The organism is Pseudomonas morbosilactucae, from assembly GCF_023241665.1.
Lineage (GTDB): Bacteria > Pseudomonadota > Gammaproteobacteria > Pseudomonadales > Pseudomonadaceae > Aquipseudomonas > Aquipseudomonas morbosilactucae.
The window spans coordinates 76449-92097 of sequence record NZ_JALQCX010000033.1 but is presented as its reverse complement, the minus strand read 5'-3'; the positions used below and the strand labels follow the sequence as shown (position 1 = coordinate 92097).

13 protein-coding genes are annotated in these 15649 nt (G+C 63.1%); 8 read left to right on the top strand and 5 right to left on the bottom strand.

From position 1 onward, the window contains the following. Positions 1–2 precede the first annotated feature (2 nt). From M1B35_RS17905 to ppx, 4 genes are all read left to right on the top strand, one after another. Positions 3–671 carry an amino acid ABC transporter permease gene (locus M1B35_RS17905; protein ID WP_123327752.1) on the top strand — a complete coding sequence of 223 codons (669 nt, stop codon included), beginning with the start codon at positions 3–5 and terminating at the stop codon, positions 669–671. After that, entirely contained in the window at positions 668–1318 is a 651-nt protein-coding gene (locus M1B35_RS17900) for an amino acid ABC transporter permease (RefSeq protein ID WP_123327753.1), read from the top strand. The genes M1B35_RS17905 and M1B35_RS17900 overlap by 4 nt, the downstream gene beginning before the upstream one ends. Continuing rightward, on the top strand, positions 1305–2039 hold the full coding sequence (locus tag M1B35_RS17895) for an amino acid ABC transporter ATP-binding protein (protein ID WP_123327754.1): 735 nt from the start codon (positions 1305–1307) through the stop codon (positions 2037–2039). Before M1B35_RS17900 ends, M1B35_RS17895 begins: the two co-directional genes overlap by 14 nt. A gap of 155 nt (positions 2040–2194) precedes the next feature. After that, entirely contained in the window at positions 2195–3697 is a 1503-nt protein-coding gene (gene ppx, locus M1B35_RS17890) for an exopolyphosphatase (protein ID WP_123327755.1), read from the top strand. Positions 3698–3784: 87 nt separating this feature from the next. Here the strand turns inward: ppx and ppk1 are convergent, their stop codons facing one another. Continuing rightward, positions 3785–6007 (bottom strand): polyphosphate kinase 1, encoded by a 2223-nt coding sequence (gene ppk1, locus M1B35_RS17885; RefSeq protein WP_123327756.1) that lies wholly within the window; start codon positions 6005–6007, stop codon positions 3785–3787. An 18-nt stretch (positions 6008–6025) separates the two neighbouring features. Further along, entirely contained in the window at positions 6026–7039 is a 1014-nt protein-coding gene (gene hemB / locus M1B35_RS17880) for a porphobilinogen synthase (protein ID WP_268262668.1), read from the bottom strand. Positions 7040–7246: 207 nt separating this feature from the next. Between hemB and M1B35_RS17875 the strand changes: the two genes are divergently transcribed. Then, complete coding sequence (locus M1B35_RS17875) at positions 7247–7870, top strand: DedA family protein (RefSeq protein ID WP_268262667.1); 624 nt, start codon at positions 7247–7249, stop codon at positions 7868–7870. Here M1B35_RS17875 and M1B35_RS17870 read toward each other — a convergent pair. Next, positions 7854–9086, bottom strand: a complete 1233-nt coding sequence (locus M1B35_RS17870) for a sterol desaturase family protein (protein WP_268262666.1) — start codon at positions 9084–9086, stop codon at positions 7854–7856. The two genes, M1B35_RS17875 and M1B35_RS17870, sit on opposite strands and share 17 nt — an antisense overlap. Positions 9087–9199: 113 nt before the next feature. On the opposite strand from M1B35_RS17870, the gene elbB reads away from it, so the two are divergent. Beyond that, entirely contained in the window at positions 9200–9868 is a 669-nt protein-coding gene (gene elbB, locus M1B35_RS17865) for an isoprenoid biosynthesis glyoxalase ElbB (protein WP_268262665.1), read from the top strand. 44 nt (positions 9869–9912) lie between these two features. Here the strand turns inward: elbB and M1B35_RS17860 are convergent, their stop codons facing one another. Together M1B35_RS17860 and M1B35_RS17855 are read right to left on the bottom strand one after the other, a co-directional pair. After that, positions 9913–10368, bottom strand: coding sequence for a YaiI/YqxD family protein (locus M1B35_RS17860; protein ID WP_268262664.1), 456 nt, complete (start codon positions 10366–10368; stop codon positions 9913–9915). A gap of 83 nt (positions 10369–10451) precedes the next feature. Continuing rightward, complete coding sequence (locus tag M1B35_RS17855) at positions 10452–12350, bottom strand: cytochrome c/FTR1 family iron permease (RefSeq protein ID WP_123327762.1); 1899 nt, start codon at positions 12348–12350, stop codon at positions 10452–10454. A 230-nt stretch (positions 12351–12580) separates the two neighbouring features. Here M1B35_RS17855 and M1B35_RS17850 point away from each other — a divergent pair, with 230 nt between their 5' ends. Then, positions 12581–13945 (top strand): COG3014 family protein, encoded by a 1365-nt coding sequence (locus tag M1B35_RS17850; protein WP_268262663.1) that lies wholly within the window; start codon positions 12581–12583, stop codon positions 13943–13945. A 220-nt stretch (positions 13946–14165) separates the two neighbouring features. Next, complete coding sequence (locus tag M1B35_RS17845) at positions 14166–15647, top strand: COG3014 family protein (protein WP_268262662.1); 1482 nt, start codon at positions 14166–14168, stop codon at positions 15645–15647. Positions 15648–15649 lie beyond the last annotated feature (2 nt).

Here is a 15649-nt window from a genome sequence, read left to right as displayed (position 1 = left end):
CCATGGCTTATCAGTTCGACTTTCTCCCGGTGCTGGAAAACACCGGCCTGCTCCTGCGCGGCGCCCTGTTCACCCTGGAGCTGACCGCCATCGGTGCCGTGTTCGGGGTGGGCCTGGGGATCATCGGCGCCTTGGTGCGGGCCTGGAAGATCCAGCCCCTCTCGGCGATCTTTGGCGTCTACGTCGAGCTGATCCGCAACACGCCCTTTCTGGTGCAGCTGTTCTTTATCTTCTTCGGCCTGCCGTCCCTGGGCGTGCAGATTTCCGAGTGGCAGGCGGCGGTGCTCGCGATGGTGATCAACCTCGGCGCCTATTCCACGGAAATCATCCGCGCCGGCATCCAGGCGATCCCCAAGGGTCAACTGGAGGCCGCGGCAGCCCTGGCCATGACGCGCATGGAAGCCTTCCGCCACGTAGTCCTGCTGCCGGCGCTGGGCAAGGTCTGGCCCGCCCTGAGCAGCCAGATCATCATCGTCATGCTGGGTTCGGCGGTCTGTTCGCAGATCGCCACCGAGGAATTGAGCTTTGCCGCCAACTTCATTCAATCGCGCAACTTCCGCGCCTTTGAAACCTACGCCCTGACCACCCTCATTTACCTGTGCATGGCCTTGCTGATCCGCCAGTTGCTGAACTGGATCGGCCGACGCTACATCGCAAGGAGCAGCCAATGAGCGATTTCACTTTCTGGGACATCCTGCGCAACCTGCTGGTGGGGCTGCAATGGACCCTGGCCCTGTCGCTGGTGGCGTTTATCGGCGGCGGCCTGATCGGCCTGCTGATCATGACCCTGCGCATTTCCCACAAGCGCTTCGCCAGCGGCTTCGCCCGCACCTATATAGAACTGTTCCAGGGCACACCGCTGTTGATGCAGCTGTTCCTGGTGTTCTTCGGTGTCGCCTTGCTGGGGGTGGATATCTCGCCCTGGCTGGCCGCGGCCATCGCCCTGACCCTGTTCACCAGTGCCTACCTGGCAGAGATCTGGCGCGGCTGCGTCGAGTCAATCCCCCATGGCCAATGGGAAGCCTCGTCGAGCCTGGCCCTGAACCCTTATGAGCAACTGCGCTACGTGATCCTGCCCCAAGCCCTGCGCATCGCCGTGGCGCCCACCGTGGGCTTCTCGGTGCAGGTGGTCAAAGGCACCGCCGTGACATCGATCATCGGCTTCACCGAACTGACCAAAACCGGCGGCATGTTGGCCAACGCCACCTTCGAACCCTTCATGGTGTACGGCTTGGTGGCCCTCGGTTACTTCCTGCTTTGCTACCCCTTGTCCCTCAGTGCGCGCTACCTGGAAAGGAGACTGCATGCCTCTGCTTAGAATTTCCGCCCTGCATAAGTATTACGGCGACCATCATGTGCTCAAGGGCATCGACCTCAGCATCGACGAGGGCCAGGTGGTGGCGATCATCGGCCGCAGCGGCTCGGGCAAAAGCACCCTGCTGCGCACCCTCAACGGCCTGGAGTCGATCAACGACGGGGTCATCGAAGTCGACGGCGAATACCTGGACGCCGCCCGCGCCGACTTGCGCAGCCTGCGGCAGAAGGTCGGCATGGTGTTCCAGCAGTTCAACCTGTTCCCGCACCTGACCGTGGGCGAGAACGTGATGCTTGCCCCGCAAGTGGTGCAAAAGGTGCCCAAGGCCCGCGCCGCCGAACTGGCGCGGCAGATGCTGACCCGGGTTGGCCTGGCAGAGAAGTTCGACGCCTTCCCCGACCGGCTGTCCGGCGGCCAGCAACAGCGGGTGGCCATCGCCCGCGCCCTGGCGATGTCGCCGAAGGTGCTGCTGTGCGACGAAATCACCTCGGCGCTCGACCCGGAACTGGTCAATGAAGTGCTCAGCGTGGTGCGCCAACTGGCCAAGGACGGCATGACCCTGATCATGGTGACCCACGAGATGCGCTTTGCCCGGGAAGTGGGCGACAAGCTGGTGTTCATGCACCAGGGCAAGGTGCATGAAGTGGGCGACCCCAAGGAGCTGTTCGCCAACCCGCAGACGCCGGAGCTGGCGAACTTCATTGGCAGCAACGAGCACGCTTGACGCCCCGCCGCTGTGGCAGCCGGCTGGCCGGTGCCCGGCGGCAGTTCGCCCAGCCAAGGCTTTTATGCGCTGAATCAACGCATTAAACACTGCGCGTTGGCGCGAGCGATTGATCGTGGCACGATGGCGAGGTTATCGACCGAGACCCCCAAACCATGCCGCAATCCCAAGCCAAGAATCTGTCCCTGATCGCTGCCATCGACCTGGGCTCCAACAGCTTCCACATGGTCGTGGCCAAGGCCCAGAACGGTGAAATCCGCATTCTCGAACGGCTCGGTGAAAAGGTTCAGCTGGCCGCCGGTATCAACGAAGAACGCCAGCTCAACGAAGAGTCCATGCAGCGCGGGCTCGATTGCCTCAAGCGCTTTGCCCAACTGATCAACGGCATGCCCCTGGGCGCCGTGCGCATTGTCGGCACCAACGCCCTGCGCGAAGCCCGCAACCGTGGCGAGTTCATCCGCCGCGCCGAAGAAATCCTCGGCCACCCGGTGGAAGTCATCTCCGGCCGAGAAGAAGCCCGTCTTATTTACCTCGGTGTCTCCCACACCCTCGCCGACACCCCGGGCAAGCGCCTGGTGGCCGACATTGGCGGCGGCAGTACCGAGTTCATCATTGGCCAACGTTTCGAGCCCCTGCTGCGGGAAAGCCTGCAGATGGGCTGCGTGAGCTTCACCCAACGGTATTTCCGCGACGGCAAGATCACCCCAGCCCGCTACGCCCAGGCGTACACCGCGGCGCGCCTGGAAATCATGAGCATCGAGCATGCCCTGCACCGCCTGACCTGGGATGAGGCCATCGGCTCCTCCGGCACCATCCGCGCCATCGGCCTGGCCCTCAAGGCCGGCGGCCACGGCACCGGTGAAGTCAATGCCGAAGGCCTGGCGTGGCTCAAGCGCAAGCTGTTCAAGCTGGGCGAAGCCGACAAGATCGACTTCGAAGGCATCAAGCCGGACCGCCGGACCATTTTTCCGGCGGGCCTGGCGATTCTCGAAGCCATCTTCGATGCCCTCGAACTGCAACGCATGGACCATTGCGAAGGGGCCTTGCGTGAAGGCGTCCTCTACGACCTGCTGGGCCGCCATCATCACGAGGACGTGCGCGAACGCACCCTCACCTCGCTGATGGAGCGCTACCACGTGGATCAGGAGCAAGCCGCACGCGTCGAGCGCAAGGCGCTGCATGCCTTCGACCAAGTGGCGGAGGACTGGGACCTGGAAGACGGTGTCTGGCGCGAGTTGCTGGGCTGGGCTGCCAAAGTCCACGAAGTGGGCCTGGACATCGCCCACTACCACTACCACAAGCACGGCGCCTACCTGATCGAGCACTCGGACCTGGCCGGCTTCTCCCGCGAGGACCAGCAAATGCTGGCGCTGCTGGTGCGTGGCCACCGGCGCAATATTCCCAAGGAAAAGTTCGCCGAGTTCGGCGATGACGGGATCAAGCTGATCCGCCTGTGCGTGTTGCTGCGTTTTGCGATCCTGTTCCACCACATCCGCGGCACCCAGGAAATGCCCCAGGTGAAGCTCAGCGCCAACGGCGACCAGTTGGACGTGGTGTTCCCGGAAAACTGGCTGGACGAAAACCAACTGACCCAAGCCGACTTCGCCCTGGAAGCGGAGTGGCTGACCCGGGTCAACATCACCCTCAACGTCCGCTAACCACTCGCCTGCGATAAGGCCCCGGATCCGCCAGGGCCTTGAGACCGCGATCGCTGGCGAGCCAGCGCCTACAACAAGGCGGTGGGGTTAACGCACGGGCAATACCGGGCTGCCGAGGCGTTCCAGCAGGGTTGCCTGGGCGCTGCGTGGGTTCTGGTTGCCGGTCGGCGTGTTACGGATGTAACGACCGTCGGACTGCAGGCTCCAGCTGTGGGTGTTATCGGTGAGGTAACTCTCCAACTCCTTCTTCACCCGCAGGATCAACTTCTTGCCCTCCACCGGGAAGCAAGTCTCGACGCGCTTGTCGAGGTTGCGCTCCATCCAGTCGGCGCTGGAGAGGAACAACTGCTCTTCGCCGCCATTGAGGAAGTAGAACACCCGGGTGTGCTCCAGGAAGCGGCCGATGATCGAGCGCACGTGGATATTGTGCGAAACCCCGGCAATGCCAGGACGCAGGCAGCACATGCCACGCACCACTAGGTCGATACGCACGCCAGACTGACTGGCCTTGTACAGCGCACGGATGATCTTCGGATCGGTCAGGGAGTTGAACTTGGCGATGATATGGGCCGGCTTGCCATCGAGGGCAAACTGGGTCTCGCGCAAGATCATGTCGAGCATGCCCTTCTTCAGGGTGAACGGCGCATGCAGCAGCTTCTTCATGCGCAAGGTCTTGCCCATGCCGATCAACTGGCTGAACAGCTTGCCCACGTCTTCACACAGGGCGTCGTCGGATGTCAGCAGGCTGTAGTCGGTGTATAGGCGGGCGTTGGCGGCGTGGTAGTTGCCAGTGCCCAAGTGGGCGTAACGCACGATCTCGCCGGCCTCGCGCCGCAGGATCAGCATCATCTTGGCGTGGGTCTTGAAGCCCACCACGCCGTAGATCACCACCGCGCCGGCCGCTTGCAGACGGCTGGCCATCTGCAGGTTGGACTCTTCATCGAACCGCGCCCGCAACTCGATCACCGCGGTGACTTCCTTGCCGTTGCGCGCGGCGTCCACCAGGGCGTCGACGATTTCCGAGTTGGCACCGCTGCGATACAGGGTCTGGCGCACCGCCAGCACGTGCGGGTCCTTGGCCGCCTGGCGCAGCAGGTCGACCACCGGGGTGAAGGACTCGAACGGGTGCAGCAGCAGGATGTCCTGCTTGCTGATCACGCTGAAAATGTTCTCGCTGTTCTGCAACAGCTTGGGGATCTGCGGGGTGAACGGCGTGTATTGCAGCTCCGGATGGCTGTCCAGGCCGGTGATGCTGAACAGGCGCGTCAGGTTCACCGGGCCATTGACCTGGTACAGCTCGGTTTCGTGCAGGTTGAACTGCTTGAGCAGGTAGTCGGACAGGTGTTTCGGGCAGGTGTCGGCCACCTCCAGGCGCACCGCGTCACCGTAGCGACGGGAGAACAGCTCGCCGCGCAGGGCGCGGGCCAGGTCTTCGACGTCTTCGGTGTCTACCGCCAGGTCGGCGTTACGGGTCAGGCGGAACTGATAGCAGCCTTTTACCTTCATGCCCTGGAAGAGGTCATCAGCGTGGGCGTGGATCATCGACGAGAGGAACACATAATTGTCGCCCGGGCCGCCGACTTCTTCCGGCACCTTGATGATCCGTGGCAACAGGCGCGGGGCCGGGATGATCGCCAGGCCGGAATCGCGACCGAAGGCGTCGATGCCTTCGAGCTCGACGATAAAGTTCAGGCTCTTGTTCACCAGCAACGGGAACGGGTGCGTCGGGTCGAGGCCGATGGGGGTGATGATCGGCGCGATTTCGTCGCGGAAATAGCGGCGCACCCAGGTCTTGAGCTTGGTGGTCCAGTAACGGCGGCGGATAAAGCGCACCTGATGCTTTTCCAGCTCCGGCAGCAGGATGTCGTTGAGGATCGCGTACTGGCGGTCGACGTGACCGTGCACCAGCTCGCTGATGCGCGCCAGGGCCTGGTGGGGTTGCAGGCCATCGGCACCGGCTTGTTCCCGGGCGAAGGTGATCTGCTTCTTCAGCCCCGCTACACGAATCTCGAAGAACTCATCCAGGTTGCTGGAGAAGATCAGCAGGAATTTCAGCCGTTCCAGCAACGGATAGGACTCATCCAGCGCCTGCTCCAGCACACGGATGTTGAACTGCAGTTGCGACAGCTCACGGTGGATGTACAGGCTGCTGTCATCCAGGTTGGGGACGACGATCGCCGGCGCCGGCTGCGCCTCGGCCGTCACCGCTGCCGGCGGAGGGGTTTCCAGCTCCGGCGGGGTTTCCACCACTTGTTCGACCACAGGCTGAGCCTCTTTTACGGCAACTTCAGTGAGTCCTTCGGTATTCATCGCGTGTTCCTGGGAGGGCTATTTTTGCTCTCGTAACAATTGAGCAGCACGAACGGCAAAGTAAGTCAGGATGCCATCAGCACCTGCACGTTTAAAGGCGGTCAGGGATTCAAGAATAACTCCTTCACCCAACCAACCATTCTGGATCGCCGCCATGTGCATGGCGTATTCGCCGCTGACCTGATAGACAAAGGTCGGCACCTTGAATTCATCTTTGACCCGGAAAAGGATGTCCAGGTAAGGCATCCCCGGCTTGACCATGACCATGTCCGCCCCTTCGGCCAGATCGGCCGCCACTTCATGCAGGGCTTCATCGCCGTTGGCCGGGTCCATCTGGTACGAGGCCTTGTCGGCCTTGCCCAGGTTCAGCGCCGACCCCACCGCATCGCGGAACGGGCCGTAGTAGGCGCTGGCGTACTTGGCCGAGTAGGCCATGATCCGCACGTTGACATGACCGGCCAGCTCCAAGGCTTCACGGATCGCCTGGATACGGCCGTCCATCATGTCCGACGGCGCCACCACCTGGGCACCGGCGGCGGCATGGGACAAGGCCTGGCGCACCAAGGCATCAACGGTGACGTCGTTTTGCACATAACCCTGTTCGTCGAGAATGCCGTCCTGGCCATGGGTGGTGAACGGGTCGAGGGCGACGTCGGTGATCACCCCCAACTCCGGGAAGCGTTCACGCAGGGCCCGGGTAGCGCGCTGGGCGATACCGTCGGGGTTCCAGGCTTCGGCGGCATCCAGGGACTTGAGCCCTGCCGGCGTCACCGGAAACAGCGCCAGCGCCGGAATCCCCAGCTCGACCCAATGCGCCGCCTCTTCAAGCAACAGATCGATGGTCAGGCGCTCCACGCCGGGCATCGACGCCACCGCCTCGCGCCGGTTCTCACCGTCGAGCACGAACACCGGAAGGATCAGATCGTCCACCGACAGCCGGTTCTCGCGCACCAGACGTCGGGAGAAGTCATCACGGCGGTTACGACGCAAGCGAGTGGCGGGAAACAGGCGGTTGGCGGGGGTAAAGCTCACGGCAGACTCCTGAGCCCGCGCTGGCGGGCGAGCGTGACAGTTATAAGCGGCCATTATGACGAACGTATGACAGTTGTGCTTAGCCCTGTAAGCGGCAGTCGCAGCCATTGTCATTGGCCGAATTGTTCACGTCGAGACACATTTCGATACTTTCATCCCTGTCGCCGAAGGGGTAGGCTGCGCGTTCATTTCGCCAGCATCCAGACAATGCTCCAACAATTTCTCCAGGATTTCGGCTACTTCGCCCTCTTTCTAGGCACATTTTTCGAAGGCGAGACCATCTTGGTCCTGGCCGGCTTCCTCGCGTTCCGTGGATACATGGACATCAACCTGGTGGTGGTCGTGGCGTTCTTCGGCAGCTATGCCGGCGATCAGCTGTGGTACTTCCTCGGTCGTCGCCATGGACGCAAGTTACTGGCACGCAAACCGCGCTGGCAGATGATGGGTGACCGGGCGCTGGAGCACATTCGCAAGCACCCGGATATCTGGGTGCTGAGCTTCCGCTTCGTGTACGGCTTGCGCACGGTGATGCCGGTGGCCATCGGCCTGTCTGGCTATCCGCCGGGCCGCTACCTGTTGCTCAACGGCATTGGCGCGGCCATCTGGGCGGCCGCCCTGGCAGCGGCGGCCTATCACTTCGGCGCGATCATGGAAGGCATGCTCGGCAGCATCAAGAAGTACGAGCTGTGGGTCCTCGGTGCGTTGCTGCTGCTCGGCGTCGGCCTGTGGCTGCGCCGCCGCTTCAAGAACGCGCGCCTGGCCAAGCAAATCTACGAAGCCGAACAGGCCGAGCTGAAAAAAGCCAACGACAGCCCTACGCCAAGCGAGTGAAACGGCCGCGGCAGCCATACAGCGCCAGCCCACTGAGCACGCTGTAAAGCAGCAGGGCAACCCAAGCCAAGGGGTTGCCCGGCCACAGCCCAACCATCGGCGCCAGCCACACCAGCGGCAGATTCGACAGCAGCCGCAGCCCCTCCAGCTTCAACGCCCAAGGGCGACTTTCCAGCAAGGTCCCCAGCACAAACAGCCCCCAGGCCATGGCGCCCCAGCCCAGGACCAGGCCGGCAGTGGACAAGCTGTTCTCCAGGTTCATCAAGTAGCTGCCCAAGGCGACGTAGACCGCGAACTGCAGCACCACATACACCTGCTGCCCCAACGCCAGCGGCACCTCGAACTTGCGAAAGCTTGCCAGGTCCGGCTTGTTCAGCGGGTAGCGGGCCGCCACATCCGCCGGCCGCCAGCCCGTGGGCATAAACCAGATTCGCAGTTTGTCCCACAGGTTTCGGGTACGTCGCGCATCCGCCAGCAACTGAGCATAGAACTGCAGGTTGGCCCAAATCGGGTTCCAGCTGGCCAGCGGCGTGGTCACGCCGAACACCACCGGCTCGTTGTCGTCCTCTTCCTGGAAGGTGCCGAACAGGCGGTCCCAAATAATGAACACCCCGCCGTAGTTGCGATCCATGTAAAGAGGGTTTTGCGCGTGGTGCGCACGGTGATTGGACGGCGTGACGAAGAACCACTCATACCAGCCGAGCTTGGGAATATGCCGGGTATGCACCCAGAACTGGTACAGCAGGTTCAATGCCGCGACGCTGACAAACACCAGCAGCGGCACGCCGAACAGTGCCAAGGGCAGGTAGAAGATCCAGCTCAGCAAGAAACCGGTGCTGGTCTGGCGCAGGGCCGTGGAGAGGTTGTAGTCCTCGCTCTGGTGATGCACCGAATGGGCAGCCCAGAGAATGTTGCGCTCGTGCCCCAGGCGGTGCAGCCAGTAGTAGCAGAAGTCATACAGGACAAAGGCGAAGACCCACACCCAGACGCTGTCGGCAGGCCACTGGAACAGCCCCACATACTCCAGGGCGAACGCATAAGTCAGCAGGCCGACGCCCTTGGTCAGCAGGCCGGTGGTGGTGGACAAGACCCCGGTGCTGATGCTGTTTACCGCATCCGCGACCCGGTAGTTATTGACTCCGCGCCAGCGGTCGAGCAGCAGCTCCAGGACAATCAGCACGAAGAAAAACGGCACCGCATAGAGGATGAAGTTCATGACACGGCCTGATCGGATTCGATACCGGAGATTAGGTCCCAGCGCGCAATCGCCCTATGGCAACACATGACAAATTAGTGGACATTTAGCGCCATGAATCTGGAGAAAAGCCCATGAGCAAAAAAGTTGCAGTGATCCTTTCCGGTTGCGGCGTCTACGACGGCGCGGAGATCCATGAAAGCGTGATTACCCTGCTGCGCCTCGACCAGCGCGGCGCCAAGGTCCAGTGCTTCGCCCCCGATATCCCGCAGATGCACGTGATCAACCACCTCACCGGCGACGCCATGCCCGAGCAGCGCAATGTCCTGGTGGAATCGGCGCGCATCGCCCGGGGCGAGGTGAAGAACGTGCGCGAGGCCAACGTCGAGGACTTTGATGCGCTGATCGTTCCCGGCGGTTTCGGCGCAGCGAAAAACCTGTCCAACTTCGCGGTGGAAGGGGCCGCTTGCACGGTACAGGAAGACGTCCTGGCCCTGGCCGAAGCCTTTGCCGAAGCCGGCAAGCCGGTGGGCCTGATCTGCATCACCCCGGCCTTGGCGGCAAAAATCTATGGCCCGGGCGTGACCTGCACCATCGGCAACGACGCCGGCACTGCCGAAGCCCTGACCAAGATGGGCGCCACCCATGAAGACTGCGCGGTGAGCGATATCATCGAGGACAAGGCCCGCAAGCTGGTCTGCACCCCGGCCTACATGCTCGCGCAATCCATCAGCGAAGCTGCATCCGGCATCAACAAGCTGGTGGACCGGGTGCTGGAACTGACCCACGAACACGACCAGTAAGCCGCTGCCTGTGGCGAGGCCCTCAAACGCCTCGCCACCAGGGTTCAGGCCTGGCGCGCCAGCCGGGTCAGAATCCGGTCCAGGGCGTTGGCGAATGCCTGCTTATCCCGATCGCTGTAAGGCCCCTGCCCTCCCCCAACCTGGCCCTGCTCCCGCAGGTCGGTGAACAGATTGCGCACCGCCAGGCGCTCGCCCATGTTCTGCGCATCGAACTCCTTGCCCCGCGGGTCGAGGGCCGCCACGCCCTTCTTCACCAGCCGGTCAGCCAGGGGCACATCGCTGCAGATCACCAACTCCCCAGGCACCGCGTGTTCCACCAGGTAGTCGTCCGCGGCATCCGGTCCACTGGGCACCACGATCAGCCTGACGCAGGCAAAGGCCGGCTTGATCTGCGGCTGCCCGGCCACCAGCAGCACCTCGAACTGGCGCTTGAGGGCAAACCGCACCACCTGGTCCTTGGCCGCCTTGGGGCAGGCATCGGCATCGATCCACACACGCATTGAATGTTCTCCCTACAGAAAGCAAAACGGGCAAGCCGCCCCGGTCAGGAGCGAGCTTGCCCGCGATCAGCGACGCCTCAGATTCAGGACGCGCGCACGCGCTGCTTCTCATTCAGGCGGCTGCGGCTGTACAGCACCACAATCGCCAGCAGCGCCACGGCCTGAGCCCCGAGCGAATAGGCGTCAGCGTGAATCCCCAGCCAGTCGAAGTCAAAGAACGCCACCGGTCGGGTGCCGAAAATGCCGGCCTCCTGCAGCGCCTTGACGCCGTGCCCGGCAAACACCACCGACAGCGCACACAGCAGCGCTGCGTTGATGCCGAAGAACAATGCCAGCGGCAGCTTGGCCGAGCCCCGCAGAATCACCCAGGCCAGGCCCACCAGCAGCACCAGCGCAGTGGCGCCACCGGCCAGCACCGCGTTGTGACCCGCCGGGCCCGCCTGCAGCCACAGGGTTTCGTAGAATAGGATCACCTCGAACAGCTCGCGATAAACCGAGAAGAACGCCAGGATCGCAAAACCGAAACGCCCGCCCCCGCCCACCAGGCTGCTCTTGATGTAGTCCTGCCAAGCGGCCGCATGGCGCCGGTCGTGCATCCACACGCCGAGCCAGAGCACCATGACGCTGGCGAACAACGCCGTCGCCCCTTCCAGCAACTCCCGCTGGGAACCACTGACATCGATCACATAAGCCGCCAGGGCCCAGGTGCCCAGGCCCGCCAGCAGCGCCAGGGCCCAACCGACGTTGACGCTGCGAACCGCCGACTGCTGCCCGGTATTGCGCAGGAAGGCGAGGATCGCCGCCAGCACCAGAATCGCTTCCAGGCCCTCGCGCAGCAGAATCAGCAAGCCGGAGATAAAGCTCAGGGACCAGCTCAAGCCATCGCTGCCCAACAAGCCCGCGGACTCCTTGAGCTTGGCCTTGGCCGCCTGCAGACGCTGCTCGGCCTGGTCCACTGGCAAGCCGTCCTGCAGGGACTGCCGGTAAGCCATCAGGGACTTCTCGGTGTCTTTACGCACCGTGGCATCGACGTTGTCCAAGGAGCTTTCCACCAGCTCGAAACCTTCCAGGTAAGCCGCCACTGACAGGTCGTAGGCCTGCTCATGGTCGCCAGCGCGGTAGGCCGCCAGGCTCTTGTCCAGGGTCGAGGCGGTGTAGTCGAGCAACTGGGCCGGGCCACGCTTGACCTGGGGCGGCTGCCCACGCTGGGCGCGGAAGGTCGCGGCCGCCTCGGCACCCTGGGCACTCAACACTTCGCTGGGGGTTTGCCGGGCCAGGTCGGCCAGGTTGAACGGGCTGTCGCTCTTGGCGGCAGCCGGGTCGGCACTGAAACCGGCGATGTAGGTGGCCAGGTCCCAACGCTGACGATCATCCAGTTGGTCGGCGAACGACGGCATGTCGGTGCCTTCGATCCCCAGGCCCAGGGTGTTGTAGATCGCGTACAGGCTCAGGCGGTCCAGGCGCTTGGCATCGCGCAGATTGGCCGGTGGCGGCATCAGGCCGACACCCGCCGGGCCATCGCCGCTGCCACTGGTGCCGTGGCACACCGAACAATGTTGGGCATAGAGCGGCGCGCCACGGGCCGGATCCGGGGTGATGATCGGCGCCTGGCTGACTTCATAGGCCACAGCCAGGCGAGCCCCCAGTTGCCGGGCCTGACGCGCCACCTGGGCACCGTCCTCGTGCGCCGTCACGGCCGTGCGCAAACGACGGATGCCGTCATTCAACTCGGCCTGCTCGGGCTTGGCCGGCAGTTCGCTCACCAGCCCCTGGAGCACGCCGAGAAACTCCAATTGCTCGCGGTACTCGGACTCGTCGATGACCTTGCCCGCCTCGACCGTCGACGGGTAGTCGGCACCGATGTAATCGAGCAGATGCAGGGCCTTGCCGGCGCTGTCGGACGTATCGGCCAGCGCGCTGAAGCTGCACAGGGCCACTACCGGCAGCATCAGCCACGCCAGTGAACGGGAGAAGGCGGTCATGAACGAATCTCAAATGGAAATACGAAGTAACACATTGTTCACTTCCAATGCACTTCACTCAAGGCCTATCGGCATTACAGGCGTTCATCCGTCGCTTGCCACCCGGCGTTGCAGCCCAGGTCGTAGCCGAGGCAAAAAACATCGCCGCCCAGCCCAGGCCTGTGTACCGTGCATCCGCCCCTATAATGCGCCACCCTCAGGCCTTCACTTTCAGGGAAGAAGCACCGCCTATGGCCCCTCGACGCCTCCTCGGGTTGCTGCTCGGCACCCTGCTGCTCAGCGGTTGCTCGATCTACCGCGATTACGACCAGGAAATGCAGCTCACCACCGAGCCACTCAGCGCCGGCGACCCTGACAGTGCCCTGGGCCTGCTGGAGCAGCACAACCCTTGGCGCAGCAAGGACCTGCTCTATTACTTCGAAAAAGGCGAACTGCTGCGAACCAAGGGCGACCTGATCGACAGCCAGCTCACCTGGCGCCGCGCCGACCGGGAAATCTTCAAATGGGAAGAACAGGTGCGTTTCGACACCGGCAAGTACCTGGCCCAGCTCGGCAGCTTCCTGATCAACGACAAGGTGCGTCGCTACGACGGGTACGACTACGAAAAAGTCATGCTGACCACCCAGATGGCCCTCAACCTGCTGGACCTGAACGACTTCGACGGCGCCCGCACCGAGATCAAGAAAACCCACGAACGCGAGGCCTTGATCGCCGGCGTGCGGGACAAGGAATACCTGCGCCTGGAACAACAGGCCCGGGACCAGGGCATCGATCTGCAGTACAAGGATTTGCAAGGCTACCCGGTGGCCACCCTGGATGCCCCCGAGGTGCTGGAGCTGAAGAACAGCTACCAGAGCGCGTTCAGTCACTACCTGGCGGGCTTCGTCTACCAGGCCCTGGGCGAGCGCACCCTGGCCGCGCCGGGCTATCGCAAGGCCATCGAGCTGCGCCCCCATACGCCCCTGCTGGAGCAGGCCCTGCGGGACCTCGACAAACCGGCCGCCCGTGCTGACCAGAGCGAAGTGCTGATCATTGTGCAAAGCGGCCTGGCGCCTGCCCGCGACTCGGTGCGCGTGCCCCTGATGGTGGACGTCAAAGGCCAGCCCACACCGACCTTGATGTCGTTCCCGGTGATCAAGCCGGACACCTCGACCCCACCCATCAGCCACATCAGCGTCAACGGCCGCCCGCAGCCGCTGACCTTGCTCAACAGCACCAGCGCCATGTCCCGACGGGCGCTGCACGATGACATGCCGGGGATCATCCTGCGTACCAACCTGCGCGCGCAGCTGGCGGCCAGTCGCCAGGCTGCCCTACGCAAAAAAAACCCAAAGCTGGCCGATGAAGACTTGGTCATGCTGGAGCTGCGTGAAAAAGCCGACACCCGCACCTGGCGCACCTTGCCGGACAACACCCAGGTGGTACGCCTGCGCCTGAAGAAGGGCGAGCAGCACCTGAGCGTGGCCAACAGCCCGCCGATCAAGGTCAAGGTGGACCTGCCCTATCAGGTCATCAACCTGCGGGTGGTGGGTCGCCAGGTGTTTGTTTCGGGCCAGGCGGTGCGGGCTAGAGACGTCGCCAGCCGGGCCCGATAGACAGCCCGCAGGCGTAGTGGCATCGGCAGCAAAAGTTGAGCTAAAAAGCCATTACACAGCCAGCATCCGGTGTCTATAATGCCGCGCCTTCGTTATCGCGATATGGAATCAGCCATATTTTTTAATGAAGAATTGGCAGGATCGCCCGATACCTAGACCAAGAGGTCCCCACAGCCAGACCTGCATTCGGCTGCCAATTTTCAGGGAAGAAGTATCGCTCATGGCATCCCGCGCCCTCACTTCGCTCGCGCTCAGCGCCGTCACCCTCCTTGCCGGTTGTTCTGCCTTTCGCAGCTACGACAACGAACTCCAGGAAACCAACCAGCAACTCAGCGCCGGCCACGTCGACGCCGCTCTGGTCCTGCTGGAAAAGAACAACACGGGTGAAGACAAAGACCTGCTCTATTACTTCGAGAAAGGTGAGCTATTGCGGGCCAAGGGCGACCTGAACGGTAGCCAGGCCGCCTGGCAGCATGCCGACCAAGTGGTGGGCAACTGGGAAGACTCGGTCAAGCTCGACACCGACAAGTACCTGGCCCAGTTCGGCAGCTTCCTGGTCAACGACAAGGTCCGTCGCTACGAAGGCTACGACTACGAAAAAGTCATGCTGACCACCCAGATGGCCCTCAACCTGCTGGCCCAGAATGATTTCGACGGCGCCCGCAGCGCCATCAAGAAGACCCACGAACGCGAAGCCGTGATCGCCGAACTGCGCGACAAGGAATACCTCAAGCGCGAGGAAGAGGCCGAGAAGCAAGGGGTCAAGACCGAGTACAAGGACCTTCAGGGCTACCCGGTGGCCTCCCTTGACGCGCCAGACGTGGTCAACCTGAAAAACAGCTACCAGAGTGCGTTCAGCCACTACCTGGCCGGTTTCGTCTATGAAGCCCTGGGCGAGAAAGACCTGGCTGCACCGGGCTACCGCAAAGCCGCCGAGCTGCGCCCCAACACCCCGCTGCTGGAAAAAGCCTTGCTGAACCTCGACGCCCCGGCGGATCTGGTCAGCGTCAAGCCATCGGGCAAATCGAGCCGCAAGGCCTCGAAAAAGGTCGCCGCCAAAGCCGTGGTCGCCCCGGTGGTGGAATCCAACGACAGCGACGTGCTGATCGTGGTGCAAAGCGGCCTGGCGCCGGCCCGCGATTCGATCCGTATTCCCCTGCCCCTGCCCATCAGCGGCAACCTGGTGATCACCCCGCTGTCGTTCCCGGTCATCAAGCCGGACACCTCGACCCAGGCGTTCACCCAGATCGTGGTGGATGAACAGCAACAGGACCTGACCCAACTCAACAGCACCACTGCCATGTCCCGCCGCGCCCTGCGTGACGACATGCCGGGGATCATCCTGCGCACCACCGTGCGCGCCGTGACCCGTGGCGTGGCGCAAAAGCAACTGAACGACGTCAACCCACTGGCCGGCCTGGCCGTGGGCCTGGCATCGGCGGTCACCGAAGGCGCCGACACCCGTACCTGGCGCACCTTGCCGGACAACACCCAGGTGGTGCGCCTGCGCCTCAAGCAGGGCGACCACCAGATCAGCCTGCCCAACGCCCTGGGCGGCACCCGGGTCCAGGTCAAGATCGAACAACGCTACCAAGTGGTCGCGCTGCGCGTGGTCGGCAATCAGGTCTTCACCAGCGGCCTTGCCGCGCAAGTGATCGCCAACCCCAACGCCCAAGCCATCGCCACCCTCAAACAACCTTAAGC

Excerpts from the sequence above, each read along its gene's own strand:
- M1B35_RS17905 (WP_123327752.1), top strand. The coding sequence starts at position 3 with ATGGCTTATCAGTTCGACTTTCTCCCGGTGCTGGAAAACACCGGCCTG.
- M1B35_RS17900 (WP_123327753.1), top strand. The coding sequence starts at position 668 with ATGAGCGATTTCACTTTCTGGGACATCCTGCGCAACCTGCTGGTGGGG.
- M1B35_RS17895 (WP_123327754.1), top strand. The coding sequence starts at position 1,305 with ATGCCTCTGCTTAGAATTTCCGCCCTGCATAAGTATTACGGCGACCAT.
- ppx (WP_123327755.1), top strand. The coding sequence starts at position 2,195 with ATGCCGCAATCCCAAGCCAAGAATCTGTCCCTGATCGCTGCCATCGAC.
- ppk1 (WP_123327756.1), bottom strand. The coding sequence starts at position 6,007 with ATGAATACCGAAGGACTCACTGAAGTTGCCGTAAAAGAGGCTCAGCCT.
- M1B35_RS17875 (WP_268262667.1), top strand. The coding sequence starts at position 7,247 with ATGCTCCAACAATTTCTCCAGGATTTCGGCTACTTCGCCCTCTTTCTA.
- M1B35_RS17870 (WP_268262666.1), bottom strand. The coding sequence starts at position 9,086 with ATGAACTTCATCCTCTATGCGGTGCCGTTTTTCTTCGTGCTGATTGTC.
- elbB (WP_268262665.1), top strand. The coding sequence starts at position 9,200 with ATGAGCAAAAAAGTTGCAGTGATCCTTTCCGGTTGCGGCGTCTACGAC.
- M1B35_RS17860 (WP_268262664.1), bottom strand. The coding sequence starts at position 10,368 with ATGCGTGTGTGGATCGATGCCGATGCCTGCCCCAAGGCGGCCAAGGAC.
- M1B35_RS17855 (WP_123327762.1), bottom strand. The coding sequence starts at position 12,350 with ATGACCGCCTTCTCCCGTTCACTGGCGTGGCTGATGCTGCCGGTAGTG.
- M1B35_RS17850 (WP_268262663.1), top strand. The coding sequence starts at position 12,581 with ATGGCCCCTCGACGCCTCCTCGGGTTGCTGCTCGGCACCCTGCTGCTC.
- M1B35_RS17845 (WP_268262662.1), top strand. The coding sequence starts at position 14,166 with ATGGCATCCCGCGCCCTCACTTCGCTCGCGCTCAGCGCCGTCACCCTC.